This is a genomic window from Acinetobacter sp. PFS20, from assembly GCF_052261015.1.
GTDB lineage: Bacteria > Pseudomonadota > Gammaproteobacteria > Pseudomonadales > Moraxellaceae > Acinetobacter.
Map to the genome: position 1 here is coordinate 812,367 of NZ_JBPVZE010000001.1, position 13,002 is coordinate 825,368.

Sequence of the window (13,002 nt, forward strand, 5' to 3'; positions counted from 1 at the left end):
TTAACGTCTTTCTAACTAACCACAATGGCAGAATTGACAGCACATATAAAACAAAAAGCCTAGAACTCAGTCTAGGCTTTCTGAAAGAAATTAAGATTATTCACCAGGCATTGAACATTCAAAGTTAGCCTTGTCTACAGAACAACGTGCTTTTTTAAGTACAGACATCATTCCTGCATCGTAAACACCGCGTTTAGTTAAGTCCATACGGCCATCACGCAACATTTTTTGATACTTAAGTTTATCTTCTGCACTTAAGTTCATTTTGTATTTGCCAGGAATTTGCGCTTCTAAACGGTTGATCATTGCAAAGTTCTTAGGCAACTGTTTAACGAACCAGTCACGAGATTTTTGACCAAAACCAGCTGGGAATTTATCAGAACGTAATACTAGATCTGCTGTAACGTGTAATACAGGGAAGTTCCACATTACACCGTTTGCACCTAAACCTTTATTTAACTCTAATGGTTTGTAAGCATAAGCAGGTGCACCTACCATATCTACCTGACCATTGTTAAATTTAGCGGCAAAGTTTGAAATATCAGAAAGAACCGCTTGAGCACCTACACGTTGCACCATAATTTTTTGTGCATCGTCATAGCCCAGTACGGCGAATTTTTTACCCGCAGCTTTTTCAACAGAGTTGATGTTTTTGTCACGTACGAAAATGAATGCTGAACCTAGCGGAGAAATACCAGCAACTTCATATTTTTTACCACCCATATTAGTGGTCATTTTTGCTGCATTACGTGCATCTAATACATAAGTAATTGCACGTTGAGCGATTTGGTTATTTGGAACACCACCGAGTGAGTCGATAGATCCTGCGAATTTGTTATATTGGCGTGCACGCATTGCTGTCATTGCTACAGCATCACATTTGCCGGCTTTAAAATCATTATCAGCAACAGCCTCGTCCTGACGAGGAACTAAGTTAATTTCAGTACCCCAGCCTTTTGCAGCTAGAGCCCATTCTTCCATCATTTTATATGAGTCGCCTGCTTTTCCTAAGAGGTCGAATACACATACGGTACTCGCTGCTTGCGCTGAAGCAGAAAAACCAACAACAGAAGCGGCAGCCATAGCAAGTACGATTTTTTTCATTTTCTTCATCCTTCCACGGAACAGATTTTTTGTTTGAAGTTTCCTTTCAAAGACAGATATTAATCATGTTTTTTAGAAAAAAATAGAGCTTTTACTCAAATATTTTTATCTTATTGAACCATTGTTTGTTCAATTTAAATTATTTATTAGTGGTAAAAATCACTAAGTTTCCGTAAGTTACTTTTTATATTCACAATTTTCATACCCATATTCAGCTTTGAAATATATGTAGCGTTTTTGTGTTTAAAAAATAAACTATTCCCCATTAAGGGTACATTCAAAATTAGTTCTTTCAACCGTACAACGAGCACGCTTCAGCACACTCATCATTGTTGCATCGTATACCCCCTGCTTTGTTAAGCTGAGGCGACCTTCACGTAAAATTTTTTGATATTTAATTTTGTCTTCAGCTGAAAAATTCATTTTAATTTTTGATGGTACGCCCACTTCTAGCCGTTTTATCATGGCAAAGTTCTGAGGTAATTGCTGTAGAAACCAAGCACGTGACTTTATACCGAAATCTGTAGGGAACTTATCACTTCGAGCAACTAAATCTCCCGTAACGTTAACCACAGGGAAAGTAAACATTGCCCCTTTCCCTCCTACCCCTTTACCAATCTCTAAAGGTTTATAAGCATAAGCTGGTGCAGCAATTGCATCGACTTGTCCACTATTAAACTTTTTCACAAAATCGGTAATTTCTGATGGAATAGGCTGGGCACCTACACTTTCCACCATAATCTTCTGTGCTGCGTCATATTGCAAAATAGCAAATTTAGTACCGCGTACTTTTTCAATTGAATTCAGGTTTTTATCTCTTACAAATAAATAAGCCAATCCAATCTGAACAATCCCGACGACTTCGTAATTGGCTCCATTTTGTGCAGTTACCATACGATGTTTATTGCGTTTATCTAAAACGTAGCTAATAGCTTTTTGCGCAATAGCATTACTGGTTACTCCACCAATTGCATCAATCGAACCTGCAAATTTATTGTAATTTCTCGCCCGCATGGAAGTCATATAAGCGGCATCACACTTGCCTTCACGCAACCTACGGTCAACCAAAGCTTCATCTTGAAATGGAATTAAAGTGATATCTGCTTGCCACTCTTTAGCTGCAAGCGCCCATTCTTCCATCAGTTTATAGGATTCACCTGACTTTCCTAATAAATCAAACACACACACATTTTGTCCAGCATGTGCTGTTCCCATAGCACAGCAAAATACTGCACTAACAATCCCCAATCTTTTTTTCATTTGACTTTCCTTAGTCTAGTTTTATTAGTAGCTCATTAATCAACCAAAATTTAAACTGTTTTTATTTTAGCCATATTTTTTTAAATGTGTTCTATCTTGTTCAATATTTTGAGAATTTCGGATGAATAGCGAAATTTAGAATGTCTTGAAATATGTAATTATTAACAGCCGCTCACTAAAATCCGGAAAGTTTTGTTTTCATCGGCAGTTCTCTTTAAAATACAGCATCCCTAACTCACCTCGATACAATAAGATGATTCAATTTGACCAAGTTTCTTTACGCCGCGGTGGACGTGTTCTCTTTCAAAAAGCGTCTATGCAATTACACCCAGGTTGGAAGATTGGTCTAACTGGGGTAAATGGTGCAGGTAAGTCAACATTATTTGCTGCATTACTTGGAAGTTTAGGTGCCGATGAAGGTTCACTTACTCGTCCTACAGGCTGGACTGTAGCGCATATGGCTCAAGAAATAAAAGCCTTAGATATGCCTGCAATTGATTTTGTTCTTTCGGGTGATGAAGAATTTTGGGATATTCAAAATAAGCTTGCTCAACCAGATCAACTGACTGATTTTGAATTGGCTAAATTGCATGGCCGCTTTGATGAAATTCATGGTTATTCAGCACCATCTAAAGCAGCCCAACTCATGGCTGGTCTTGGGTTTCTAGAAAATCAATTACGTTTGAATGTTGAGAGTTTCTCAGGTGGATGGCGTATGCGCTTAAATTTAGCGCGTACCCTTATGAGTCGTTCAGATTTATTATTACTAGACGAACCAACCAACCATTTAGACTTGGATGCAATTCTGTGGTTAGAAGATTGGCTTAAAGCCTATGAAGGTACACTCATCCTCATTTCGCATGACCGTGACTTTTTAGATGCGATTACAGATCATATTCTTCATATTGAAAATCAAGAACTCACGCTTTACACCGGAAACTACTCTACATTTGAAACTACGCGTAGTGAACGTCTTGCCCAACAACAACAAGCTTTTGAGAAACAAGAAGAAACACGTGCTCATCTACAAAAGTTTATTGACCGTTTTAAAGCAAAAGCGACTAAAGCTCGTCAGGCGCAGAGTCGTATTAAACAACTTGAGCGCATGCAGCAACTTGCACCCGCTCATGTAGATACGCCGTTTACGTTTAGTTTCCGTGAACCCACCAAAATGAGTTCTCCTTTGCTGACTTTAGACAATGCCAGTATTGGTTATGGAGATAAACAAATAGCCGAAAAAATCAGATTACAAATTACACCAACCTCACGTATTGGTTTACTTGGTATGAACGGCGCAGGTAAGTCAACATTGATTAAGAGCTTGGTTGGTGATTTACCTCTCTTAGCGGGTGAACGTAAAGCTTCCGAACTGCTTAACATTGGTTACTTTGCGCAGCACCAAATGGATGCTTTAGATGGCCATGCTACTCCAATGTTACAGCTTGCTCGTATAGCAGATAAAAAAATTAGTGAAGCCACCCTACGTTCTTTCTTAGGTAGTTTTGGCTTTAGTGGTGAACGCATGGATACGCCATGTGAAACCTTTTCTGGTGGAGAGCGCGCTCGTTTAGCCCTCGCACTTATTGTATGGCAGCGTCCAAACGTTTTAATTCTCGATGAACCGACGAACCATTTAGATCTAGATATGCGTCATTCACTGAGCATGGCATTACAAGACTTTGAGGGTGCTGTTGTACTGGTTTCCCACGAACGTCAACTCATTGCAAGTGTTTGTGACGAGCTTCTTTTGGTACACGGCGGTAAATGTACCGAATTCGAAGGTGATTTACAGGATTATGCAAAATGGCTACGTGAAGCACGTCAGCAACTCATTAACGCTCAAACTGCTGTGGCACAGAATAATTCGTCCTCTACCACTGCTGCTGCCCCAGCTAAAGTTGATAAAGAAGCTCAGCGTAAAGAAGCAGCTCGCCGTCGTGAACAGACTCGACCTATTCGTAAAAACATTGAAAAAGTTGAGTCTCAAATTGAGAAGCTTCAACCGCAGCTTGCCAAAATTGAAGAATCTCTAGCAGACACATCTCTATATGAAGCTGCACGTAAAGACGATTTACTCAAACTTATGAATGAACAGACTGAGCTGAAGGCTAAACTTGAACAACACGAAGAGCAACTTTTAGAACTCATGATGGAGTTAGAAGAAATGGAAGCTTCTTTTGATTAATCTGTTTTCTAAAATAAAAAAGCCGATTTCTTAATCGGCTTTTTTATTAATTAATAAGGGGTATAAAAAGCCCCTAATTCATTTAAATTGCTATTTACAGGTAAAGGCCAAACATTGCTTGATTGGCTATCTGCGATATATAGATCATAACCGCCACGACTACCTGTTTGCCCTGCAAGTGACACCACCATGTAACGCTGATCTAAAGGCGCTGGATCGGAAGTATCATAATTAATGCTGTTAAATGGCAAACGTGTGGTTTGTTTATTAGCCATGTCATAGAGATAGATCTGATCATGAGCATTTGTTTGACTATACCAACGCACATATAAAAACTGACTGCCTTGCCACCATATTGGATAGTATGAAGCGATATTGATTAGCTGTGTATCATAGGCACCCGACTGATCAATACTGAAAATTCGAGAATTATTTCCAGCACCTTTTGCATATAAGATTTGGGTAGTATTTACCATCGGATAAGGCATCGATTCTTCTATGTCCCAACCATTTTGAGTGACAGAAGTTATCGTACGATCCATCATTTTAACGATTTTTAAATCGCCATTTTGTTTGAAAATAATACGCTGGTTATCTATGAATTTTGGATCTTCATCGCGTTTGTTATTTCCCTGAGTTAAGTTAATGGGTAACTCACTACTGCCCACTTTCCAAGCATACACATCCCATGCATCGCCGTAATGCTGCCCAGAATTCACTCCCATGAAAGTTAACCATTTTCCATCTGGAGAGAAATGACCATTCATCATATGGTCAATTTTCCAATTTGTGCCCAGTAATGTAGTCTGCTGTGTTGTGAAGTTATAAAGATAAAGCTTACTGTCCCATGCGTCATAATCACTATAACGATGAAATACTAATTTTCCATAAAAAGTTGGGACTGTAGCAGCATGCAGTTGAAATAAGCAATTAAAAAACATGATCCCAATGCATAAGAGTTTTTGTGTTTTTTTCAAAATTATATTCTCTTGATATAAATGGAAACTACCATCTAAATGGCAGTTTAAAAGTTCATTTCTTATAAAAAAAGGCTTTGTTTTTAATTAAACAAAGCCTTTTCTTTAATCATCATAAAAAGAATTATCTAAACTTTTTATGATTTTCATTTCGTATTGTGACTAAATTGATTGCTTCAGTTTTGGCTTGATCTAATTGTCCTTGCTCAACCAAAGCAGTTACTTTATCAATCTCGGCAACAAGCTGATCTAAACCAGCTTGGTACTCTTTTACCTGTACATTTCCTAAAGGTAAACCTTCGAGTTTATGTGGTAAATATTGCTTAGAAGAAACAGCTGCTTCACGCATTACAACAAGCTGTTGTTTCGCATTAGCAGTATCTTTTGCTTCAGCAAATGCTTTAGTACTCTTAGCTAAAATTTTCATATTCGTTTCTAGGTCTGCCGCCGAAACAGCAGAACTTCCTAAAATCGCACATGAAATTAAAAGACTAGCTAATAATTTCTGACTCATCATTCTCTCCCTAGACTGATTTAGAATCATATTATGGATTAAGCATCAATATCCGCATTTAAAGCATTTTCTTCAATGAATGCACGACGTGGTTCCACATCATCACCCATCAAGCAAGAGAACATACGATCTGCTTCAATCGCATCATCAATAGTTACCTGCAACATATTACGGTTTTCAGGGTCCATTGTCGTTTCCCAAAGCTGTTCAGCGTTCATTTCGCCAAGACCTTTATAGCGCTGAATCATCATACCGCGGCGCGAATCTTGCAGAATATGCTGCCAAACTTGATGGAAGTTAGCTACCTGAATACGGCGATCACCTTTTTGTAAATAAGCACCATCTTCAAGCAAACTGAACCAACTCTTCGAGTTTTTCAGCAAACGTGCATACTCAGCTGAATTCAATAAAGCTGCATCAAGCAAATATGCATGTGGCAAGTTATGAACATATACCGTAATACGCGGCCAATAATGCGCAGATTTTTCACCTTGAGCATTTTCACGCTCAAATGACTCTAGTGTAATTTCTGGGCGTAAACTTGGCTGTAATCTTGTAATGATAGCTTTTACTTGATCAGCCCATTGTTGTACATAAGCCTGATCATGATTTTGATCGCTCTTGAACGCTTCTACTTCAAGTAAAGCATCCAATAAGCTAGCTGGATAACGTAAAGTTAAGCGCTGTAAACTCTTTTGTGAAACTTGATAGTCTTGAATGACTTTTGCAAGTGCTTCACCTGTAATAGCAGGTGCTTCAGCATTGGTATGCAAAGATAGCTCATCAATCGCATTTGAAATTAAATAAGTTTCCAATGCATCATTATCTTTGATGTATTGTTCCTGCTTACCTTTTTTCAATTTATACAAAGGTGGCTGTGCAATATAAATATGCCCACGCTCAACCAATTCTGGCATTTGACGGAAGAAGAACGTTAATAACAAGGTACGAATGTGCGAACCATCAACGTCGGCATCGGTCATGATAATGATTTTATGATAGCGTAGCTTATCAGGATTATATTCTTCACGACCAATACCACAGCCAAGCGCAGTAATTAAAGTACCGACTTCCTGACTAGAAATCATTTTATCAAAGCGCGCACGTTCAACGTTCAGGATTTTACCTTTCAACGGCAAAATAGCCTGCATTTTACGGTTACGGCCTTGCTTGGCACTACCACCTGCAGAGTCACCCTCGACAAGATATAGTTCAGAAAGTGCTGGATCTTTTTCCTGACAATCTGCCAATTTACCTGGTAAACCAGCGATATCAAGTGCGCTTTTACGACGCGTCATTTCACGTGCTTTACGCGCAGCATCACGCGCACGCGCAGCATCAATAATTTTACCTGCAATCGATTTTGCAGCTTGCGGGTTTTCAAGTAAGTAAGCAGAGAACTCTTTGTTCATTGCTTGCTCAACTGCTGGTTTTACTTCACTCGATACCAGTTTTTCTTTGGTTTGAGATGAGAACTTCGGATCAGGTACTTTTACCGAAATAATAGCAGTTAAACCTTCACGCGCATCGTCACCGGTTACATTGACTTTTTCTTTCTTGATAATATTTTCATTTTCAAGATATTGGTTAAGACCACGCGTCAACGCTGCACGGAAACCTGCTAAATGAGTACCACCATCTTTTTGAGGAATATTATTGGTAAAACAACGAACGTTTTCTTGATAACTTTCGTTCCACTGTAAGGCTACTTCTACAACAATGCCGTTATCTGTATCCGCAGTGAAATGGAAAATCTCATTCAGATGAGTTTTACCTTCGTTAATGTATTTTACGAACTCAGATAAGCCACCTTCGTAGTCATACACATGTTCAAGGTTAATTCGTTCATCACGTAAAACAATACGCACGCCCGCATTTAAGAATGAAAGCTCACGTAAACGACGCGCTAAAATTTCTACGTTAAAGATAGTTTGGCTAAAAGTTTCTGCACTTGGCCAAAAACGTACTGTTGTACCGCTTTTATCTGTTTCACCAATCACACGTAATGGATATTGTGGATCACCGTGTTGATATTCTTGCTCATGCACTTGACCAGCGCGAGAAATCATTAAATGTAATTTACGCGAAAGTGCGTTTACTACAGAAACACCTACGCCGTGCAAACCACCAGAAACTTTATAGCTGTTGTCATCAAACTTACCACCTGCGTGCAGAATGGTAAGAATTACTTCCGCTGCAGAAACACCTTCTTCGGGGTGAATATCGGTTGGAATACCACGGCCATTATCAGAAACGCTTACGGACTCATCTTCATGAATAGTGACGATAATTTCATCACAATGCCCAGCTAAAGCTTCATCGATCGCGTTATCGACTACCTCGAATACCATATGGTGTAAACCGGTACCGTCGTCTGTATCCCCAATATACATACCCGGACGTTTACGAACTGCATCTAATCCACGTAATACTTTAATACTAGAGGAATCATAAGCCTTTTCATTGGTTTGTTCTGTTTGAGAGGCTGATTGAGACTCTGAACTCATGGTTTCTCCCTAGCAAATATAGGTTTATTCAAAGATGGTTAACATCAAAAAATTATGGTGAAGCAAGACTAACTTGACCGGATTCAACATTGAATAATTGATATGAAATAGACAGATCATGTAAGTGTTTTTTTACCGATGCATGATCTAAAGTTGTCATAAAAACCTGGCTACCAAGTTGGCTTAATCGTTCAATTAAACGTTGTTGTGCGGTTAAGTCTAATTCTGCTGTCAGATCATCTAATAATACCACAGTTTCCTTATTACTCGCATGTAACATTGCAATTTGTGACAGTTTTAAAGCAATAATCAGCAGTTTTTTCTGACCTCTTGATAAAACCACATCAGCGTGTCCAAACGGGGTTTTTAAACGCAAATCTGCGCGATGTGGACCATATTCGGTATACCGTCTTTCGATATCTTTTTGGTGTTGATTTAGCAGGTCTTGCATGAGCCCCTGCTCTGTATGAAAACCTGGAATGTATTCCAGTTCAATTTCAAGATCAGGGAGTAATTGGCTCAAATCATTTTGAAAAAACACATTCCATTGTTCCACAATACCCAAGCGCTGAGAGTGCAAAATTTCACCATAATCACTCAGCATTTTGTTCCAAGGCTCTAAATCAGCCAACGACAAATTTCTTCGGGTTTTAAGTAACGTATTTCGCTGTTTTAATGCACGCGAATAGTATTGCCACGCAAAATAAAACTCAGGTTCCACGTGGAACATCAGCCAATCTAAAAGTTGGCGTCGTGGTTTTGCACCATGGTCAATAATGTCGGTACTTTGTGGATCGAGGTGCTGTAAAGGAAGTAATTTAGCAAGTTGGCCTTGGGTAGCTACGGTATCGCCATTGACCTTCATCAACTGCTCACCAGATGCTAACTTTTGCATGCCAATTTTTTCAGTACTAGACTGGGCAAAGACAATCGCATCTTCGGCAGCATACTGAATATAATTTTTAGGAATATGAGTGCGGAACGATCGCCCAGTTGCAAGCAAATGAATTGCTTCCAGAATGGAGGTTTTCCCTGAACCATTAGCGCCATAAAATATATTAAACGGTTGCAACCCTTGGAGTGCAACCGTTTTTAAATTACGCACACGTTCAATGTTTAAGCGCGTAAGATGCATATTAGATAGCCAGATTATACACGCATCGGCATAACTACATAAGTTTGATCAGTATGTGCTGGATCTTGAACCAAAACAGACTGATTCGCTTCACTCATACTCATGTTTACGTCATCGCCATCAAGTACACCCAATACTTCAAGTAAATATTGCGCATTAAATGACATTTCAAGTGGTACGTTTTGATATTGGATAGCTAAATCTTCAATAGCTTCATCTTGCTCAGGGTTATTCGCACGAAGCTGTAAAGAATCTTGATTAAAATTCAAGAAAACGCCACGCAATTTTTCATTACTCAAAATTGCAACACGTTGTAATGATTGCTTAAATACATCATGGCTAATTAATACATGTTTATCGCCACCACGTGGAATTACACGACGATAATCAGGGAATTTTCCATCAATCAATTTTGTTGTAAAACGAACAGTAATATCACCCTGCTCTTTGTCACGACTTGGCGTATTGATGGTTACATTTAACAACTCACGACCAATCAACAATGTTAATTGTTCATCTTCAATACTCAGTAAACGCTGTAATTCACCAACAGCTTTACGAGGTACAATGGCCTGAACCAATTGAGATGATGTAGAAGAAGCCGTAATTTCACAAAGTGCTAAACGGTGTCCATCTGTTGTTACTGCACGTAATTGATTTTCATCAATTTCCAATAAAGTACCTGTTAAATAGAAACGTACATCTTGTACAGCCATCGCAAAAGCAGTTTTTTCAAATAAACGCTTTAACTCACGTTGAGTTACCTGTACTTGAGTACCTTGACTATTTTCAGTCGTCAATAATGGATAATCTTCTGCTGGTAAAGTTCCTAATACGAAACGGCTATTACCAGATTTTAAGATACATCTTTGATCTTCAGTAATTTGTAAATCAATTAATGCAGCTGTAGGCAATGATTTACAAATTTCCATTAATTTACGGGCAGGGACTGTGGTTTCCCCTGCTTCAAGGCATGCCCCTTCTGTTAAAACAGTGCTCGCAACCAGTTCGACCTCCAGATCGGAACCAGTAATGGTGAGCGCCTGAGCATTAGTCTGAATTTTGACGTTTGAAAGAATATTCAATGTATGACGACGTTCTACCGCACCGACAACATGCGATAAAACATTGAGTAAACTTTCTTTAGCGATTTTCAAACGCACGATTCATTCCTCTAGCAACTTGGAGCAAATATTTCATTTTTTAGCTGTGTACTATGCTGCACTTACGTAGACTTTGCAACAATGTCTTATTATTTCATTAACTCTGAAGTAGACGCAGTAGATTTTTATAATCTTCGTCAAAAATTGGATCTTCTCCGCGCAGACTGGTTACTTTTTCACAAGCATGCATCACGGTACTGTGGTCGCGTCCACCAAAAGCCATTCCAATTTCTGGAAAACTATCACCGGTCAATTCACGAGCAAGTCCCATTGCTAACTGACGTGGTCGAGCATAAATTCGCGTACGTTTAGGCCCTACTAATTCTTTTAATGGGATACGGAAATACTCACTCACGACGCGCTGAATATTTTCTACACTAATTGTTCGTGCACGGATCGCTAACACATCTTTCAAAGACTCACGAACCACATCAAGATCGATTGGCGCACCTTTAAAACGAGAAATTGCAACGACTTTATTAAGTGCACCTTCAAGTTCACGTACGTTAGCAACCACTTGTTGTGCAATAAATAATGCACAATTTCGAGGTAAATCAACGCCGCTATTTTCGGCTTTCTTTAATAAAATTTCGATACGAGTTTCAATATCTGGTGGTTCAACGCCTACTGAAAGTCCCCAAGAAAAACGAGAAACTAAACGCGGATCCAACTCTGTTAACTCTTTTGGATAACGGTCTGAAGTTAAAATAATTTGTTTAGATTCATCAAGTAAGGCATTAAATGTATAGAAGAACTCAACTAGACTCGCCTCTTTACCTGCTAAGAGATGAATATCATCGACCAATAATAAATCTAAAGAACGACAGTTTTTCTTAAACTCTTCTACTTTGCCTTTTTGTAAAGAACTCACAAAATCCTGAACAAAACTCTCAGAAGTCATATACATAACACGAGCATTTGGTTTGGCTTGTAATAAAGCATTACCAACTGCTTGCATTAAGTGTGTCTTACCTAATCCTGTAGGACCGTATAAAAACAAAGGGTTATGTTGTGAGGCACCTAATTGAGTTAATACTTTTCTACATGTTTCAGCAGCCATCTGGTTCGAACGACCTTCAACAAATAAAGAAAAAGTAAACTGAGGATTCAGTAGTTTCTTTTTTGATGTTTTCGGATTGACGACACTATTCGCATGTGGGCTAGAAACAGACTCAGGCTCTTTTTTTACTTTAATACTTTGTGGTGGCGCAGTTTGCAGCGCAGCTGTAGTGGTTGCTGGTTGTTCGCTCGATGACAAAATACTCCCAGGACGAGAATCAACTAAAATCTCAACCTGACGTACACGTCCTTCTGACAACTGCTCAGCCAATATAGAAATTAATTCTAAATGATTCTCTTGAATGTAACGCGTCCAATAAGGGTTAGGAGCATAGAGACGTAGTATCCCTTCTACTTCTTCAGCAACTAATGGGCGAATCCACATCGCAAAGACGTTATCAGAGAGCTCTTGTCGCAAGCGAGTTAAGCAGTCTGTCCAAAGCATGTGTATCCCCTATTTTTGCGTTTTTAAATTCAAACAATCTAAAGATTCACCCTTCCATATGAGAAGGGGTCGCCATTCTAACCAAGTTATCCACATCTGTCATGACGAATTCGAGCGATTTTGTCTAAAAAGAAAACTCTTGTGAATAAATTTAAATTCAAAACCACTTGTGTATAACTTTTCGCACAACCTGTGGATAAATTATCATACAAACTTATCCACAATCCATAAATATAATAAAAACAGAGTTATCAACAACCCAAACACATGTTTTTTAAATTTAAAAGTACGAAATCCACAGAAAAAACCGCTCCTAATAAGAATAAATATAAATTTTAAAATTTGAATTTATTTAATAGGGGTGTGATCTTTTGTGGATAACTGCAAAATATGAATTTAAATTCAAATGCAGTAAATCAAAGCCAAGATGATATCTTGTTTTGTTGATAAATATGTATATAAGGTGTGTATATAATAAAAGTTCTAATAAAAATAGACAATTACTTTGTGTATAACTTTAAAAACTATATATTGCACTGAATTATGACAATCATAAAAAGAAGTAGAGAGATTAAAAATTTGGGTTAAATACAAAACTTTCTTGGTTTTTCATTGACAGCGTAAACATTGCACAATAAAATCGCGGACCTTTA

Annotated in this window: 9 protein-coding genes; 1 reads left to right on the plus strand and 8 read right to left on the minus strand. The window is 38.4% G+C overall.

All coding sequences use genetic code 11. The annotated features are described in order from the left end of the window. Positions 1-96 precede the first annotated feature (96 nt). Together ACS125_RS03880 and ACS125_RS03885 are read right to left on the minus strand one after the other, a co-directional pair. Entirely contained in the window at positions 97-1,104 is a 1,008-nt protein-coding gene (locus tag ACS125_RS03880; RefSeq protein ID WP_003656045.1) for a putative solute-binding protein, read from the minus strand. A 255-nt stretch (positions 1,105-1,359) separates the two neighbouring features. Next, on the minus strand, positions 1,360-2,364 hold the full coding sequence (locus tag ACS125_RS03885) for a putative solute-binding protein (RefSeq protein ID WP_443270631.1): 1,005 nt from the start codon (positions 2,362-2,364) through the stop codon (positions 1,360-1,362). 253 nt (positions 2,365-2,617) lie between these two features. Between ACS125_RS03885 and ACS125_RS03890 the strand changes: the two genes are divergently transcribed. Next, complete coding sequence (locus ACS125_RS03890; protein ID WP_013196506.1) at positions 2,618-4,549, plus strand: ATP-binding cassette domain-containing protein; 1,932 nt, start codon at positions 2,618-2,620, stop codon at positions 4,547-4,549. Positions 4,550-4,599: 50 nt separating this feature from the next. Here ACS125_RS03890 and ACS125_RS03895 read toward each other — a convergent pair whose 3' ends face one another. From ACS125_RS03895 to dnaA, 6 genes are all read right to left on the minus strand, one after another. Beyond that, positions 4,600-5,526 (minus strand): hypothetical protein, encoded by a 927-nt coding sequence (locus tag ACS125_RS03895; protein ID WP_443270634.1) that lies wholly within the window; start codon positions 5,524-5,526, stop codon positions 4,600-4,602. 124 nt (positions 5,527-5,650) lie between these two features. Further along, positions 5,651-6,043: a cytochrome b562 gene (gene cybC, locus ACS125_RS03900; RefSeq protein WP_174740960.1), complete on the minus strand. Its 393-nt coding sequence runs from the start codon at positions 6,041-6,043 to the stop codon at positions 5,651-5,653. Positions 6,044-6,078: 35 nt separating this feature from the next. Continuing rightward, positions 6,079-8,547, minus strand: a complete 2,469-nt coding sequence (gene gyrB / locus ACS125_RS03905) for a DNA topoisomerase (ATP-hydrolyzing) subunit B (protein WP_004795574.1) — start codon at positions 8,545-8,547, stop codon at positions 6,079-6,081. 52 nt (positions 8,548-8,599) lie between these two features. After that, positions 8,600-9,682 carry a DNA replication/repair protein RecF gene (gene recF / locus ACS125_RS03910; protein ID WP_443270637.1) on the minus strand — a complete coding sequence of 361 codons (1,083 nt, stop codon included), beginning with the start codon at positions 9,680-9,682 and terminating at the stop codon, positions 8,600-8,602. 14 nt (positions 9,683-9,696) lie between these two features. Further along, positions 9,697-10,845: a DNA polymerase III subunit beta gene (gene dnaN / locus ACS125_RS03915; protein ID WP_005308370.1), complete on the minus strand. Its 1,149-nt coding sequence runs from the start codon at positions 10,843-10,845 to the stop codon at positions 9,697-9,699. A gap of 97 nt (positions 10,846-10,942) precedes the next feature. Further along, complete coding sequence (gene dnaA / locus ACS125_RS03920; RefSeq protein WP_005308372.1) at positions 10,943-12,349, minus strand: chromosomal replication initiator protein DnaA; 1,407 nt, start codon at positions 12,347-12,349, stop codon at positions 10,943-10,945. Positions 12,350-13,002 lie beyond the last annotated feature (653 nt).

Excerpts from the sequence above, each read along its gene's own strand:
- recF (WP_443270637.1), bottom strand. The coding sequence starts at position 9,682 with ATGCATCTTACGCGCTTAAACATTGAACGTGTGCGTAATTTAAAAACG.
- dnaA (WP_005308372.1), bottom strand. The coding sequence starts at position 12,349 with ATGCTTTGGACAGACTGCTTAACTCGCTTGCGACAAGAGCTCTCTGAT.
- ACS125_RS03880 (WP_003656045.1), bottom strand. The coding sequence starts at position 1,104 with ATGAAAAAAATCGTACTTGCTATGGCTGCCGCTTCTGTTGTTGGTTTT.
- gyrB (WP_004795574.1), bottom strand. The coding sequence starts at position 8,547 with ATGAGTTCAGAGTCTCAATCAGCCTCTCAAACAGAACAAACCAATGAA.
- ACS125_RS03890 (WP_013196506.1), top strand. The coding sequence starts at position 2,618 with ATGATTCAATTTGACCAAGTTTCTTTACGCCGCGGTGGACGTGTTCTC.
- cybC (WP_174740960.1), bottom strand. The coding sequence starts at position 6,043 with ATGATGAGTCAGAAATTATTAGCTAGTCTTTTAATTTCATGTGCGATT.
- ACS125_RS03885 (WP_443270631.1), bottom strand. The coding sequence starts at position 2,364 with ATGAAAAAAAGATTGGGGATTGTTAGTGCAGTATTTTGCTGTGCTATG.